The 14,853-nt window shown below is 67.6% G+C and carries 13 protein-coding genes; 7 read left to right on the top strand and 6 right to left on the bottom strand.

All coding sequences use genetic code 11. The features are described 5' to 3' along the window. Position 1 precedes the first annotated feature (1 nt). Positions 2-2,080 (bottom strand): excinuclease ABC subunit UvrB, encoded by a 2,079-nt coding sequence (gene uvrB, locus ABD770_RS11875; RefSeq protein ID WP_344819772.1) that lies wholly within the window; start codon positions 2,078-2,080, stop codon positions 2-4. A gap of 92 nt (positions 2,081-2,172) precedes the next feature. Between uvrB and ABD770_RS11870 the strand changes: the two genes are divergently transcribed. Continuing rightward, positions 2,173-2,784: a DUF4126 domain-containing protein gene (locus ABD770_RS11870; protein WP_344819771.1), complete on the top strand. Its 612-nt coding sequence runs from the start codon at positions 2,173-2,175 to the stop codon at positions 2,782-2,784. A 138-nt stretch (positions 2,785-2,922) separates the two neighbouring features. Here the strand turns inward: ABD770_RS11870 and coaE are convergent, their stop codons facing one another. Then, the gene (coaE, locus tag ABD770_RS11865; RefSeq protein WP_344819770.1) at positions 2,923-3,522 is read right to left on the bottom strand and encodes a dephospho-CoA kinase; all 600 of its coding nucleotides are present in this window, start codon (positions 3,520-3,522) and stop codon (positions 2,923-2,925) included. Positions 3,523-3,622: 100 nt separating this feature from the next. Further along, the gene (gene rpsA / locus ABD770_RS11860) at positions 3,623-5,080 is read right to left on the bottom strand and encodes a 30S ribosomal protein S1 (RefSeq protein WP_344819769.1); all 1,458 of its coding nucleotides are present in this window, start codon (positions 5,078-5,080) and stop codon (positions 3,623-3,625) included. Between the two features lie 187 nt (positions 5,081-5,267). On the opposite strand from rpsA, the gene ABD770_RS11855 reads away from it, so the two are divergent. Next, positions 5,268-6,188: a 5'-3' exonuclease gene (locus ABD770_RS11855; protein ID WP_344819768.1), complete on the top strand. Its 921-nt coding sequence runs from the start codon at positions 5,268-5,270 to the stop codon at positions 6,186-6,188. Positions 6,189-6,222: 34 nt separating this feature from the next. On the opposite strand, the gene trpD is transcribed toward ABD770_RS11855, so the two are convergent. Beyond that, positions 6,223-7,287 carry an anthranilate phosphoribosyltransferase gene (trpD, locus tag ABD770_RS11850; RefSeq protein WP_344819767.1) on the bottom strand — a complete coding sequence of 355 codons (1,065 nt, stop codon included), beginning with the start codon at positions 7,285-7,287 and terminating at the stop codon, positions 6,223-6,225. A 191-nt stretch (positions 7,288-7,478) separates the two neighbouring features. Between trpD and ctaE the strand changes: the two genes are divergently transcribed. From ctaE to ABD770_RS11825, 5 genes are all read left to right on the top strand, one after another. Then, positions 7,479-8,132 carry an aa3-type cytochrome oxidase subunit III gene (ctaE, locus tag ABD770_RS11845; protein WP_486348210.1) on the top strand — a complete coding sequence of 218 codons (654 nt, stop codon included), beginning with the start codon at positions 7,479-7,481 and terminating at the stop codon, positions 8,130-8,132. 20 nt (positions 8,133-8,152) lie between these two features. Then, complete coding sequence (gene qcrC / locus ABD770_RS11840) at positions 8,153-8,986, top strand: cytochrome bc1 complex diheme cytochrome c subunit (RefSeq protein ID WP_344819766.1); 834 nt, start codon at positions 8,153-8,155, stop codon at positions 8,984-8,986. Positions 8,987-9,021: 35 nt separating this feature from the next. Beyond that, complete coding sequence (qcrA, locus tag ABD770_RS11835; RefSeq protein WP_344819765.1) at positions 9,022-10,098, top strand: cytochrome bc1 complex Rieske iron-sulfur subunit; 1,077 nt, start codon at positions 9,022-9,024, stop codon at positions 10,096-10,098. Then, positions 10,095-11,921 (top strand): cytochrome bc1 complex cytochrome b subunit, encoded by a 1,827-nt coding sequence (gene qcrB, locus ABD770_RS11830; protein ID WP_344819764.1) that lies wholly within the window; start codon positions 10,095-10,097, stop codon positions 11,919-11,921. Before qcrA ends, qcrB begins: the two co-directional genes overlap by 4 nt. Positions 11,922-12,174: 253 nt before the next feature. Then, positions 12,175-12,594, top strand: coding sequence for a rhodanese-like domain-containing protein (locus tag ABD770_RS11825; RefSeq protein ID WP_344819763.1), 420 nt, complete (start codon positions 12,175-12,177; stop codon positions 12,592-12,594). Between the two features lie 100 nt (positions 12,595-12,694). On the opposite strand, the gene ABD770_RS11820 is transcribed toward ABD770_RS11825, so the two are convergent. Together ABD770_RS11820 and ctaD are read right to left on the bottom strand one after the other, a co-directional pair. Beyond that, the gene (locus ABD770_RS11820; protein ID WP_344819762.1) at positions 12,695-13,117 is read right to left on the bottom strand and encodes a cytochrome c oxidase subunit 4; all 423 of its coding nucleotides are present in this window, start codon (positions 13,115-13,117) and stop codon (positions 12,695-12,697) included. Between the two features lie 3 nt (positions 13,118-13,120). After that, a complete protein-coding gene (gene ctaD, locus ABD770_RS11815; protein ID WP_344819761.1) occupies positions 13,121-14,851 on the bottom strand; it encodes an aa3-type cytochrome oxidase subunit I in 1,731 nt (576 codons plus the stop codon). Positions 14,852-14,853 lie beyond the last annotated feature (2 nt).

Raw genomic sequence — 14,853 nt, 5'->3', positions numbered from 1 at the left:
CTCAGGCGTGCCCGGCCCGCTCCATGGCGCGCAGCTCCTTCTTCAGATCCTGCACCTCGTCCCGGAGTCTCGCCGCGAGCTCGAACTTCAGTTCGGCGGCGGCGGCCAGCATCTGGTCGGACAGGTCGCCGATGGTCTCCTCCAGCTGGGCCGCTCCCTCCGCGGCGATGCCGTTGCGGCGCAGGCCGGGCGTCGGGGTCCTGCCCTTGCCGGACTTGCCCGCTCTGCCGCGGCCGGCGCGCATGTCCGCGGTGTCGGCGGCCTCGCGCGCCAGAACCTCGGTGATGTCGGCGATGCGCTTGCGCAGCGGCTGTGGATCGATGCCGTGCTCGGTGTTGTACGCGATCTGCTTCTCGCGACGGCGCTCGGTCTCCTCGATGGCCCTGGCCATCGAGTCGGTCATGCTGTCCGCGTACATGTGGACCTCGCCGGAGACGTTGCGGGCCGCACGACCGATGGTCTGGATGAGCGACGTGCCGGAACGCAGGAACCCCTCTTTGTCGGCGTCGAGGATCGCCACCAGGGAGACCTCCGGCAGGTCGAGCCCCTCGCGCAGCAGGTTGATGCCGACCAGCACGTCGTACACGCCCGCCCTCAGCTCGGTGAGCAGCTCGACACGGCGCAGCGTGTCGACGTCGGAGTGCAGGTAGCGCACGCGCACGCCGTGCTCACCGAGGAAGTCCGTGAGCTCCTCGGCCATCTTCTTGGTCAACGTGGTCACCAGCACACGTTCGTCGCGGTCGGCCCGGATGCGGATCTCCTCCAGCAGATCGTCGATCTGCCCCTTCGAGGGCTTGACGATGATCTCGGGGTCGACCAGCCCCGTCGGTCGGATGATCTGCTCGACGACGCCGTCCGCGATCCCCATCTCGTAGGTGCCGGGGGTCGCGGAGAGGTACACGGTCTGGCCGACGCGGTCCTTGAATTCGTCGAAGCGCAGCGGACGGTTGTCCAGCGCGCTGGGCAGTCGGAAGCCGTGCTCGACGAGCGTGCGCTTGCGCGAGGCGTCCCCCTCGTACATGGCGCCGATCTGAGGAACGGTCACATGCGATTCGTCGATGACGAGCAGGAAGTCGTCGGGGAAGAAGTCCAGCAGGGTGTGCGGCGGCTCTCCCGGCTCGCGCCCGTCCAGATGCCGGGAGTAGTTCTCGATCCCCGAGCAGAAGCCCAGCTGCTGCAGCATCTCCAGGTCGAAGGTGGTGCGCATCCGAAGCCGCTGCGCCTCCAGCAGCTTGCCCTGGCGCTCCAGCTCGGCCAGCCGTTCGGCGAGCTCGGCCTCGATGGTGCCGATCGCGCGCTGGACGACGTCCGTTCCGGCCACGTAGTGCGAGGCGGGGAAGATCGGTACGGCGTCCAGCTTCTCGATCACCTCGCCGGTGAGCGGATGCAGCGAGTACAGCGCCTCGATCTCATCGCCGAACAGCTCGATGCGGATCGCGTGCTCCTCGTACACGGGGATGATCTCGATGGTGTCCCCGCGCACACGGAAATTGCCGCGGGAGAAGTCCACGTCGTTGCGGTTGTACTGCATGGCGATGAACTGCCTGATCAGCGCGTCCCGGTCGTAGCGCTCCCCCACCTGCAGGGCGACCATCGCCCGCAGGTACTCCTCCGGCGCGCCCAGGCCGTAGATGCACGAGACGGTGCTCACCACCACCACGTCGCGCCGACTCAGCAGCGAGTTGGTCGTGGAGTGGCGCAGCCGCTCCACCTCCGCGTTGATCGAGGAGTCCTTCTCGATGAAGGTGTCGGTCTGCGGCACGTACGCCTCGGGCTGGTAGTAGTCGTAGTACGAGACGAAGTACTCGACCGCATTGTGCGGCAGCAGCTCGCGGAACTCGTTGGCCAGCTGGGCGGCCAGCGTCTTGTTGTGCGCCATCACGAGGGTCGGCCGCTGCACCTGCTCGATGAGCCAGGCCGTGGTCGCCGACTTGCCCGTCCCCGTGGCACCCAGCAGCACGACATCCGTCTCGCCGGCGTTGATGCGTGCCGCGAGCTCGGCGATCGCCTGCGGCTGGTCGCCGGCGGGCATGTACTCGCTGACGACCTCGAACGGTCGGACGCTGCGCGTGGTCTGCATCCCTCAACTCTACGAGCGTCCTCCGACATCGAGGCCGGGCCCATCCGCGCACTCCGCTCGTCGGCCGAAGACGCCCCGTCTACAGTGGTGCCGTGATCGAATTCGTGATCGGCTCGAGCCTGGCCGCGTCCGCAGGGCTCAACGCCTGGATGCCGCTGCTCCTGCTCGGACTCGCCGATCGCCTCATCCCGGCCGTCCAGCTGCCCGCCGGATGGTCGTGGCTGTCCGGCGATGCGGCGCTGTGGATCATCGGCGTCCTCCTCGTGCTGGAGATCGTCGCCGACAAGATCCCCGCTCTGGACTCCCTCAACGACATCGTCCAGAGCCTGCTGCGACCGGCTTCCGGCGGCATCGCCTTCGGGGCCGGCGCGAGCGCGCGCACCGTCGCCGTCGAGGACCCTTCCGCGTTCTTCTCCGACTCCGCGTGGGTGCTGATCGCGGTGGGCATCGGCATCGCGCTCGCCGTGCACGTCGTCAAGGCGGTCGGACGCCTGGCTGCGAACTCCGTCACGGGCGGACTGGCGGCCCCCGCGCTGAGCGCCGCCGAGGACGCGGCATCCTTCCTGCTCGCGGTCGCCGCCATCGTCGTGCCCGTCCTGGCCGTCGTCCTGCTGATCGGGCTGGTCGTCGCCGCGGCGACGACCGTGCGGAGGAGGCGGGCTCGACGGGGCACCGCACCGGGGGCGAGCCCGGCAGCCTCCTGAGACGTGGGCGAGCCCGGCGGCCTCCTGAGAAGCCGGTCGGGAGCACCGGCGAAGGACGAGCCGATGACGGATCGGCCCTGCACGCGGGTTTCGACGCGCGATCCGCGCACGCGTGCTCCCGGCACGCGGGGCCGAAGGTCACCGTGCCCGGAGCCGCTCCCACAGTCCGTCGGCCTGCGCACGCGTGGCCTCCAGCGATCCGGACGTGTCGATGATGACGTCCGCGATGGCCCTGCGCCGGGCATCCGACACCTGCGCGGCGATGCGCTCGCGCGCCTGGGCGCCGCTCATGCCGCGCAGTTCGATGAGGCGCCGTTCCCGCACCTCGGCGGGCGCGTCGGCCACGACGATGAGATCCCAGGGATCGTCGACGCGGGCTTCCACGAGAAGCGGAACGTCATAGACCACGACGGCCTCCGGATCCGCCTCGAAGGCCTCGGCGAAGCGGCGCTGCGACTCCGCGCGCACGGCGGGATGCACGATCGCGTTGAGGGCCGCCAGCCGCGCCGCGTCGGAGAAGACGCGGGCGCTCAGCATCGCGCGGTCCAGCGCGCCCTGCTCATCGATGACGTCCGAGCCGAACTCCTCGGCGATGCGCACCAGCACCGGCGATCCGGGTGACTGCACATCGCGCACGATCCGATCCGCATCGACGATCACCGCCCCGTGCTGCGCCAGCCGGGCGGCGATGGTCGACTTGCCCGAGGCGATCCCCCCGGTGAGAGCGATGAGCGGCATCCTCCCATCCTGTCACGCGAGGATCCGCGTCCGAGAACGCGGAACGGGCCGCCGCGTCCGCACGGTGGCGGCGCGACGGCCCGTTCCGGGCTGACGACGACTACGCGTTGCCGCCCGAGAGCTTCTCCCGCAGCGCGGCGAGGGCCTCGTCGTCGGCCAGCGTGCCGGCACCGAGCGAGTCGCTGGAGAACGACTGGCCTCCACCGAAGTCGTTGCCCGCGGCAGCCTCGGCCTCGGCGGCCTTGGCGACCTGAGCCTTGTGCGCCTCCCAGCGCGCCTGCGCAGCGGCGTACTCCTGTTCCCAGGCCTCGCGCTGGGCGTCGAAGCCCTCCTTCCAGGCCCCCGTCTCGGCGTCGAAGCCCTCGGGATACTTGTACTCGCCGTTCTCGTCGTACTCGGCGAGCATGCCGTACAGAGCCGGGTCGAAGTCGGTCCCGTTGGGGTCGACCGCGTCGTTGGCCTGCTTGAGCGACAGCGAGATGCGACGGCGCTCCAGGTCGATGTCGATGACCTTGACGAAGACCTCCTCGCCCACGGAGACGACCTGCTCCGCCAGCTCGACGTGCTTGCTGGACAGCTCCGAGATGTGCACGAGGCCCTCGATGCCGTCCGCCACGCGCACGAACGCGCCGAAGGGAACGAGCTTGGTGACCTTGCCCGGCGCGATCTGGCCGATCGCGTGAGTGCGGGCGAAGATCTGCCACGGATCCTCCTGCGTCGCCTTCAGCGACAGGGAGACGCGCTCACGGTCCAGATCCACCTCGAGGATCTCGACCGTCACCTCCTGGCCCACCTCGACGACCTCGCTGGCGTGCTCGATGTGCTTCCAGGACAGCTCGGAGACGTGCACGAGGCCATCCACACCGCCCAGGTCGACGAACGCGCCGAAGTTGACGATCGAGGAGACGATCCCCTTGCGCACCTGGCCCTTGTGCAGGTTGTTGAGGAACGTCGTGCGCGACTCGGACTGCGTCTGCTCGAGCAGGGCGCGACGGCTGAGGACCACATTGTTGCGGTTCTTGTCGAGCTCGAGGATCTTCGCCTCAAGCTCCTGACCGAGGTACGGGGTGAGGTCGCGGACGCGACGCAGCTCGATGAGGGACGCGGGAAGGAAGCCGCGCAGGCCGATGTCGACGATGAGACCGCCCTTGACGACCTCGATGACGGTGCCGGTGACGACGCCGTCCTCCTCCTTGATCTTCTCGACGTCTCCCCAGGCGCGCTCGTACTGCGCGCGCTTCTTGGAGAGGATCAGGCGGCCTTCCTTGTCCTCTTTCTGCAGGACGAGTGCCTCGACCTGGTCGCCGACGGCGACGACCTCGTTCGGGTCGACGTCATGCTTGATGGAGAGCTCACGCGAGGGGATGACGCCCTCGGTCTTGTAGCCGACGTCGAGCAGAACCTCATCGCGGTCGATCTTGACGATCGTCCCCTCGATGATGTCGCCGTCGTTGAAGAACTTCAGGGTCTTCTCGACCGCGGCCAGGAAGTCCTCGGCAGATCCGATGTCGTTGATCGCGACCTGCTTGGTGGCCGGGGCGGTCGTTGCGCTAGTCATGTAGTGGGTTGTCCTTGTGAATGGATGGTCAGGCCGCGGACTCGGCGAGCCGAGGAACTCCGAGGCGAATGGATAGGAGTGCTGCGTCACGAGGGCATGCAGGTGCTCGCCACGAGTGACACTCCAGATTACCAGATGCGACCACGCCTTGTGTGACGGATTCGGCTCCGCTCTCTAGGCTGGGATCGTGACCGGACGACTCATGCTGCTCGACACCGCCAGCCTGTATTTTCGGGCCTTCCACGGGGTGCCGGACAAGGTGAGGTCCCCCGACGGCTCGCCGGTCAACGCCGTGCGGGGCCTGCTGGACATCATCGCGAAGCTCGCGACCCTGTACCGCCCGACGAAGGTGGTCGCGTGCTGGGACGACGACTGGCGCCCCCGATGGCGCGTCGACCTCATTCCGAGCTACAAGGCGCATCGCGTGGTCGAGGCCCGATCGCAGTCCCCGGATGTCGAGGAGGTCCCCGACCCGCTGCAGCAGCAGATCCCGCGGATCCGCGAGGCGCTCGGCGTACTCGGCATCCCCGTCATCGGCGCCGCCGAGCACGAGGCGGACGATGTGATCGGCACTCTCGCGACCCGTGCGACCGGGCCCGTGGACATCGTCACGGGCGACCGCGACCTGTTCCAGCTCATCGACGACGCCCGCGACGTGCGAGTCGTCTACACGGCGCGGGGCATGAGCAACCTGGAGATCGTGACGGATGCGGTCGTGGTGTCCAGGTACGGCGTCCACGCCGCCCAGTACGCGGACTTCGCCACGCTGCGCGGCGACGCCTCCGACGGACTGCCGGGCGTCAAGGGCATCGGCGAGAAGTCCGCCGCCGCACTCCTGCAGGCGCATGGCGACCTCGCCGGTGTGCGCGCCGCTGCAGCCGACGGCAGGCTCACGGCCGTGGCATCCGCTCGGTTCGCCGCGGCATCCGACTATCTCGATGTCGCCCCGAGGGTCGTGCGGGTGGTCACGGATCTGGACCTCTCCGCGCCGGACAATCCCCCGGCGTCGGGACTGCTGCGAACGGATGCCGCACGGGAGTGGGCTGAGAAGCACGGTGTCGACGGGTCGATGGCGAGAGCGATCGCGGCGCTGAGCGCGCGGGACTGAGCCCACCGGGCCGAGCCCTCCGCCTGCACCGGGGTCAGGCGGAGGCGAGTTCCCGCGTGACGCGGATCCAGGTGTTCAGCTTCTCCGCGGCGCGGCCGTCGTCGATGGCCTCCGCGGCGCGGCCGTATGCGTCTCGCAGCCGCTCGACGATGGGACGCTGAGTCAGCGAGGCGTCGTGCGAGAGCTCATAGGCGACGATGCCCGCGGCGGCGTTGAGCAGGACGATGTCGCGCACGGCCCCCTTCTCGCCCTCGAGGGTGCGGCGCAGGATTCTGGCGTTGTGCTCCGGCGACCCGCCGATCAGATCGGACAGCTCCGCCAGCGGGATATCGAGGTCGCGCGGGTCGAGGTCGTGCTCGTGGATGTCTCCGCGGGCGACCTCCCAGATGCGGCTGTGACCGGTCGTGGTCAGCTCGTCCAGGCCGTCGTCGCCGCGGAAGACCAGCGCGGTGGCGCCGCGGGTGCGGAACACCCCGGTGATCAGCGGGACGAGCTCGGGCTTGGCGACGCCGACGGCGTTGGCCTCGGCTCGTGCGGGGTTGCACAGCGGGCCGAGCATGTTGAACACCGTGGGCACGGCGAGTTCCGAGCGCACCGCCCCGGCGTGCTTGAATCCGGGGTGGAACGCCGCCGCCCACGCGAAGGTGATGCCGGTGCGCTCCAGGACGGATGCCACCAGGGCCGGGTCGAGCGAGATGTTCAGCCCCAGCGCCGCGAGCACGTCGGAGGACCCGGATGACGAGCTCGCCGCACGGTTGCCGTGCTTGACCACCGGGATGCCGGCGGCGCCGATGATGACGGCGGCCGTGGTCGAGACGTTCACGGTGCCGACTCTGTCCCCTCCGGTGCCGACGATGTCCAGCACGTCCGACGAGACCGGCAGCGGCACGGCGGCCTCGAGGATCGCATCACGGAAGCCGACGACCTCATCGATCGTCTCCCCCTTCGCGCGGAGCGCCACGAGGAAGCCCGCGAGCTGCGCCTGCGTCACCTCGCCCCGCATCACCTGCCGCATCGCCCACGTCGACTCCCTGACGCTCAGGTCGCGCCTCTCGAGGAGCGTGGTCAGCAGGTCGGTCCAGGAGAGGGAATCATCCATGTGAGTGATCCTAACCGCGCGGCGCTACGCATCGTGCGGAGATGACGGTCACGATCTTCGCCCGTGATCAGCAGATCCACAGCCGTCTCGGCATATTCCCAGCCGCTTCAGAGCCCGTCCGAAGGCACTGAATGTCGACGTCGACCGTCTCGGTGCAAGAATCGGCGGTCGGAATCAGCCATAATGGACGTGTGACCACCTCAGCGACGCATGCCCCGGCGGCAAGAACCATCAAGCGCCCCAATCCGGTCGCTGTCGGCACCATCGTGTGGCTCGGCAGTGAAGTGATGTTCTTCGCGGGACTCTTCGCGATCTACTTCACCCTCCGCAGCACTTCACCGGAGTTGTGGGCCTCCCGCACCGAAACGCTGAACGTCCCGTACGCGCTGGTGAACACGCTCATCCTCGTGGCGTCCTCGTTCACGTGTCAGATGGGCGTCTTCGCGGCGGAGGACCTTCAGCCATACCACGTCGCCCGCGGCAGGGTCAACGCCGCCGGGCGTCGTCGACTGTTCGGCTGGGGCATGGTCGAGTGGTTCTGGCTCACCTTCTTCCTCGGCGCGATCTTCGTCAGCGGCCAGGTCTGGGAGTACGCGACGCTCGTCGCCGAGGGGATGCCGATCAGCGCGGACTCCTACGCGTCGGCCTTCTACCTCACGACCGGTTTCCACGCGCTGCACGTGACCGGCGGCCTCATCGCCTTCGTCCTCGTGATCGGCCGCGCCTACGCGGTGAAGAGCTTCCGGCACAAGGAGGCGACCTCGTCGATCGTCGTGTCGTACTACTGGCACTTCGTCGACGTCGTCTGGGTCGCGCTGTTCATCGTCATCTACTTCCTTAAATGAGAGCGGAGCGTTTTCCCCACATGGCACGAGAGAAGAAGCGCCGTTCGCGCGGCCGCCGCAGTCCCTTCGCCGCCGTCGCACTGATCGGCGCCGGCCTGCTGCTGACCGGTGGTGTGTACGCGGGCGCGTCCGCCGCCATGGCCTCGACCGCGGACACGCAGACCAGTGCGGCCGCCGAACTGACTGCGGCCGACGGCCAGAAGCTGTTCACGGCGAACTGCGCCACCTGTCACGGAGTGGATCTGCAGGGCACCTCCGAGGGCCCGAGCCTCATCGGCGTCGGAGAGCTGTCCGTCGAGTTCCAGCTGGCCACGGGCCGCATGCCGATGGCGATGCAGGGGCCGCAGGCGCCGCAGAAGCCCGCACAGTTCACCGATGCGCAGAACCGCGCCATCGCGGCGTACGTGCAGTCCGTCGCCCCCGGCCCCAGCTATCCCGAGGACTGGGTGACGGCGGGCGAGGTCAATCCGGAGAACAGCGCCGACGAGGTCAGCATCTCCAAGGGCGCTGAGCTCTTCCGCATCAACTGTGCGATGTGCCACAACGTGGCGGCCGCCGGCGGTGCGCTCACAGAGGGCAAGTACGCCCCGGCGCTGACCTCGACGAGCGCGTTGCACATCTACGCGGCCATGGTCACCGGTCCGCAGAACATGCCGGTGTTCGGCGACATGAACCTGAGCCCGGAGGACAAGCGCGACCTCATCGCCGCACTGACCTTCCAGCAGAACGAGGTCCAGGTCGGCGGCTTCACGCTCGGCTCGCTGGGCCCCGTCTCCGAGGGCCTGTTCATCTGGATCTTCGGCATCGGCGCACTCGTCGCCCTCACCGTGTGGATCACGGCGAAGTCCAACTGACCCGAACTTTCATCGAATCACGTACGAGGAGCACCATGGCAAACGACGACGAGACGCGGGCTCTGGAGCGGGCCTACCAGCCCTCCCCGGGGCTGGGCGTCGCAGTCAGCGATCCCGCTGTGAACCCGGGACTGCCACCACACCGTGAGCGGATGACGGATCGGGATCCGAAGTCGGAGAAGACGGCCGCGCGCACCGTCTACACGCTCTTCTACCTGTCCCTGGCCGGCAGCATCTGGGCTGTCGCCGCGTACATGCTGTTCCCCATCGAGTCCGGGGCGCTCATCGATGTGCGGCACAACAACCTGTTCATCGGCCTGGGGATCGCCCTCGCGCTGCTGAGCATCGGCATCGGCGCCATCCACTGGTCGAAGTCGCTCATGAACGACAAGGAGTTCATCGAGCACCGCCACCCCACCCGCGGCCGAGATGCGACGCGCGAAGCCGCCGTGCAGGCGTTCTCCGATGCGAACGACGAGTCCGGGTTCGGTCGGCGCGCCATGATCCGCAACTCGCTGATCGCCGCCGTCGTCGCCTCCGTCGTGCCCGGGATCACGCTGTTTCGCGGCCTCGCGCCGTTCTCGACGCCCGAGGACCCCACGGCCGGCGACCCGGTCGAGCTCCTGCACCACACCATGTGGAAGGCCGGCACGCGCCTCGTGCACGACCCCGCCGGCACGCCCATTCGCGCTGCGGACGTCACACTGGGCTCCGCGGTGCACGTCATCCCGGAGGGCCTCAACGAGCTCGGTCACGAGGGAGGCCTGCTCGAGGAGAAGGCCAAGGCCATTGTGCTGCTCATGCGTCTGCGCCCCGAGCAGCTGATCGAGACCGAGGAGCGCAAGTCGTGGTCCTACAACGGCATCGTCGCGTACTCCAAGGTGTGCACCCACGTCGGATGCCCTGTGGCACTGTACGAGCAGCAGACGCACCATCTGCTGTGCCCCTGCCATCAGTCGCAGTTCGACGTCACCGATCACGCCAAGGTCATCTTCGGCCCGGCCGCGAGGCCGCTGCCGCAGTTGCCCATCGCCGTCGACGATGAGGGCTACCTCATCGCGCAGAGCGACTTCACCGAACCCGTCGGCCCGAGCTTCTGGGAGCGTCATTGAGCACCGCAACTCTTCACGAGGACACCAAGCCCGCGCCCGCCAAGGACAAGCCGCTGGGCGGCCGGTTCCTGGCCGGCACGGCGAACTACCTCGATGAGCGCACCAGTCTGTCCGGCTTCGTCAAGGAGCTCGGCCGGAAGATCTTCCCGGACCACTGGTCCTTCATGCTCGGGGAGATCGCACTGTGGAGCTTCGTCGTCGTGTTCCTGTCGGGGACCTTCCTGACCTTCTTCTTCCAGGCCTCCATGGTTCCCACGCACTACACGGGTGCGTACCAGCCCATGCGGGGCATCGAGATGTCGGCAGCCCTCGAGTCGACGCTGAACATCTCGTTCGATCTGCGCGGTGGCCTCCTGGTGCGCCAGATCCACCACTGGGCCGCCCTGGTGTTCGTCGCCGGCATCGGCATCCACATGCTCCGCGTGTTCTTCACGGGCGCCTTCCGCAAGCCGCGCGAGCTGAACTGGGTGATCGGCTTCGTGCTGTTCATCCTCGCCATGGCCGAGGGCTTCACCGGATACTCGCTCCCCGACGACCTGCTCTCCGGCAACGGCCTGCGCATCATCGACGGAATGGTCAAGGGCATCCCGCTGATCGGCACCTGGACGTCGTTCCTGCTGTTCGGCGGGGAGTTCCCCGGATCGGACATCGTCGGCAGGCTGTACACGCTGCACATCCTGCTGCTGCCGCTGCTGGTGATCGCCTTCGTCGTGCTGCACCTCATGCTGATGGTCATCAACAAGCACACCCAGTTCGCCGGCCCCGGCCGCACCAACGACAACGTCGTGGGCTACCCGATGATGCCGGTGTACATGTCGAAGATGGGCGGCTTCCTGTTCATCGTGTTCGGCACGATCGTCCTCATCGCGACCTTCTTCCAGATCAACCCGGTGTGGAACTATGGACCGTACGACCCCTCTCCCGTCTCGGCGGGCACGCAGCCGGACTGGTACATCGGCTTCGCAGACGGTGCGCTGCGCCTCGCACCGCCGCACCTGGATGTCCCGCTTGGTGACTTCACGCTGTCCCTCGGCATCCTGATCCCCGTCGTGGTGCTAGGCCTGTTCCTCGTCATCGTGGCGCTGTACCCCTTCATCGAGGCGTGGGTCACCGGCGACAAGCGCGAGCACCACATCGCCGACCGTCCGCGCAACGCCGCGACCCGCACCGCGATCGGTGTCGCCGGCATGATCTTCTACGCCGTGCTGTGGGCGGCCGCCTCGTCCGACCTCATGGCCACGCACTTCATGCTGACCATGGAGGGCGTGATCCACACACTCCAGGCGTTGCTGATCATCGGACCGGTGCTGGGGTACTTCATCACGAAGCGCATCTGCATCGCCCTGCAGAAGAAGGACCGCGAGATCGTGCTGCACGGCTACGAGTCGGGTCGCATCGTCCGCCTCCCCGGTGGAGAGTTCATCGAGGTCCACCAGCCGGTCGACGTGTACGACCGTTGGAAGCTGATCGACTACGAGACCTACCAGCCCCTTGTGGTGCGTCCGAACGCGAAGGGCCGCATCCCCTGGCACGAGAACCTGCGCTCGTCGCTGTCCCGCTGGTTCTTCGAGGACCGTCTGCAGCCGCTCACTCAGGCGCAGATCGAGGAGGCCGATGCGCATCAGCAGCACGCGCTGGCCGACGACGAGGCCCTCGAGTCGGCGGAGATCGCCGATGCGCACGCACGGGCAGGTGTCGCATCGGACGCGGAGATCGAGCCCGCGGACGAGACGGTCGGCGAGACGCCCAACACGCCGAGTTCGGTGATCGCGACCGAACCGCCCCGCAAGCCGCGCAAGAAGAAGTCGGAGGACGGCGAGTAGTCACCGCCGCTCCCCATCGCTGAGGGCTCCGTCCGCAGAGGACGGGGCCCTCAGCGCATCCGGCTGCGGACGGAGGGCCCTCAGCGCATCCGGTGCGGACGGAGGTCGTTCCGGATGCCGGGCGCGGTCCGCGGCGACCGAGCGCGGAGTCGCCTGCCGACGCGCCTCACCGTCTGCGCCTCCCGCGATCAGGGCCTGTCATGTCGTGTCCGCTCTGCGACCACCCCGTGCGGCCGGGAGTAGCCTGAAGGTCATGATCGATCGTCAGGAGTTCTTCGCCGCCAAACTCGCCTACGAGACCGACGGCAGCGACTTGTACACCGCTCAGAAGGCCGGAGAGCCGGTCACCGTCGTCGATGTCCGCACGGACGAGGCGTGGGCCCAGGGACGCATTCCGGGGGCCGTGCACATGCACTACAGCGAGATCGCCACGCGCGCTCCGAAGGAGATCCCTGCAGGGTCCGAAGTCGTCGTGTACTGCTGGAGCCCCGGATGCAACGCCGGTGCCAAGGGTGCCCTGGAGTTCGCCAAGCTCGGCTACCCCGTCCGGGAGCTCATCGGCGGGTTCGAGTACTGGGTGCGCGAGGGCTACCCCCTCGAGGACCACGACGGCGTGCACCGTCGCCCCATCGACCCGCTCACCGGTGTCCCCCGCATCCGTACGCGTCCCTGAGGCCTCCGCGCCCGCCGGTGGGCTGAGCCTGCCGACGAAGTGCACGAGAGGGGCCTCCCGGATTGACTCCGGGAGGCCCCTCTCGTATCACACAGCCCGCTCAGCGCGCGAAGTGTCCTCGGTAGTACTCATACACCCAGCCGACGATCGCGACGACGAAGAGCGCCAGCCCGACCGGAAGCAGGAAGTGGCCCACGGCCAGCCCGACGATGAAGACTCCGGCGGCGCCTGCCAGAACGATGGGCCACCAGGACCAGGGGCTGAACTCGCCCTGCTCAGGATCTCCGTCGTCGATGTCCGCTGTGAGAATGTCCGCCGGCAATTCTCCCCCCTGCGCACGATAGGTCCTGCGGAGGTAGACCGCGATCATCGTGGCCATGAAGGCGACGAACAGCAGGGCGATGGTCCCGACCCATTCGACATAACCGTGGAACGAATCCAGCAGATTCCAGACCGTGTAGACGACGGACATCACGAAGAAGAAGGCGGCGGTGACCCACCAGACGACGATGCTGCTGCGCATGGCTTACTTGGCCTCTCCTGCTGCGGTGCCGGCCGGAACGGCCTGCTCCGCCGCCTCGGGGTGGTTGAGATCGAACGCGGGGCGCTCGCTGCGGATCCGGGGGATGGACGTGAAGTTGTGCCGCGGCGGCGGGCAGGAGGTCGCCCACTCCAGCGACGCGCCGTAGCCCCACGGGTCGTCGACGGTCACCTTCGGCGCCTTGCGCGCGGTGATCCACACGTTCAGGAAGAACGGCAGCATGGACGCCCCCAGCAGCACGGCACCGATCGTGGAGACCTGGTTGCCCCACTCCCAGTTGTCGTACGCGGAGTAGTCGGCGTACCGGCGCGGCATGCCGTCCACACCCAGCCAGTGCTGCACGAGGAAGGTCATGTGGAAGCCGATGAACAGCATCCAGAAGTGGATGTAGCCCAGACGCTCGTTGAGCATCCGTCCCGTCCACTTCGGCCACCAGAAGTAGAAACCCGCGAACATGGCGAACACGACCGTGCCGAACACGACGTAGTGGAAGTGCGCGACGACGAAGTACGAGTCGGTGACGTGGAAGTCCAGCGGTGGGGACGCCAGGATGACACCGGTGAGGCCCCCGAACACGAACGAGGTCAGGAAGCCCAGCGAGAACACCATGGGTGTCTCGAACGTGATCGACCCCCGCCACATCGTGCCGATCCAGTTGAAGATCTTCACGCCCGTCGGAACGGCGATGAGCATGGTCATCAGCGAGAAGAAGGGCAGCAGCACCCCGCCGGTCGAGTACATGTGGTGCGCCCACACGGCCACGGACAGCGAGGCGATGGAGATCGTGGCGTATACCAGGGTCTTGTATCCGAAGATCGGCTTGCGGCTGAAGACCGGGAAGATCTCCGAGACGATGCCGAAGAACGGCAGGGCGATGATGTACACCTCGGGGTGCCCGAAGAACCAGAACAGGTGCTGCCACAGCAGCACGCCGCCGTTGGCCGGGTCGTAGACGTGCGCGCCGAGCACGCGGTCCGCGGCCGCGGCCAGGATCGCGGCGGCCAGCACGGGGAACACCATGAGGATCAGCAGGCTCGTGATCAGCGTGTTCCACGAGAAGATCGGCATGCGCCACATCGTCATGCCGGGTGCGCGCATCACGATGATCGTCGTGATGAAGTTCACCGCACCGAGGATGGTCCCGAAACCGGACATGCCGAGCCCGAGCATCCAGAGGTTCCCGCCGGCACCGGGTGAGAACGTCGCATTGGCGAGCGGCTGATAGGCGAACCAGCCGAAGGATGCCGCGCCCTGCGGGGTGAGGAAGCCGGCGAGGGCGATGGTCGACCCGAACAGGAACAGCCAGAAGGCGAACGCGTTCAGTCGCGGGAAGGCGACATCCGGAGCACCGATCTGCAGCGGCAGGATCGCATTGGCGAATCCGGCGAACAGCGGCGTCGCGAACATCAGCAGCATGATCGTGCCGTGCATCGTGAACAGCTGGTTGTACTGCTCCTTCGTCGGCACGATCTGCATGCCGGGGGCGAACAGCTCCGCACGGATGACGAGGGCCATCACGCCGCCGAGCAGGAAGAACAGCACGGACGAGATCAGGTACATGTACCCGATCGTCTTGTGGTCCGTGGAGGTGATCCACTTGACGACGATGTTGCCCTTCTGCTCCACCCGCGTGGAGGTGAGCAGCGCCGCCTGGCGAGGAGGAATGGTCGTGGGGCGGGTGCCCTGCCGCGTATCGGGTTCAGCTGTCGTTGTCATGA

It is taken from the genome of Microbacterium soli (assembly GCF_039539005.1).
GTDB classification, from domain to species: Bacteria; Actinomycetota; Actinomycetes; order Actinomycetales; family Microbacteriaceae; genus Microbacterium; species Microbacterium soli.
Note: the sequence above shows the minus strand (reverse complement) of the source record. Positions and strands in the feature narration are given on the sequence as shown.

Bases quoted from the DNA above. Each gene is read 5' to 3' on its own strand.
- qcrC (WP_344819766.1), top strand. From the start codon at position 8,153: ATGGCACGAGAGAAGAAGCGCCGTTCGCGCGGCCGCCGCAGTCCCTTC.
- ctaD (WP_344819761.1), bottom strand. From the start codon at position 14,851: ATGACAACGACAGCTGAACCCGATACGCGGCAGGGCACCCGCCCCACG.
- ABD770_RS11820 (WP_344819762.1), bottom strand. From the start codon at position 13,117: ATGCGCAGCAGCATCGTCGTCTGGTGGGTCACCGCCGCCTTCTTCTTC.
- coaE (WP_344819770.1), bottom strand. From the start codon at position 3,522: ATGCCGCTCATCGCTCTCACCGGGGGGATCGCCTCGGGCAAGTCGACC.
- trpD (WP_344819767.1), bottom strand. From the start codon at position 7,287: ATGGATGATTCCCTCTCCTGGACCGACCTGCTGACCACGCTCCTCGAG.
- ABD770_RS11825 (WP_344819763.1), top strand. From the start codon at position 12,175: ATGATCGATCGTCAGGAGTTCTTCGCCGCCAAACTCGCCTACGAGACC.
- qcrA (WP_344819765.1), top strand. From the start codon at position 9,022: ATGGCAAACGACGACGAGACGCGGGCTCTGGAGCGGGCCTACCAGCCC.
- uvrB (WP_344819772.1), bottom strand. From the start codon at position 2,080: ATGCAGACCACGCGCAGCGTCCGACCGTTCGAGGTCGTCAGCGAGTAC.
- rpsA (WP_344819769.1), bottom strand. From the start codon at position 5,080: ATGACTAGCGCAACGACCGCCCCGGCCACCAAGCAGGTCGCGATCAAC.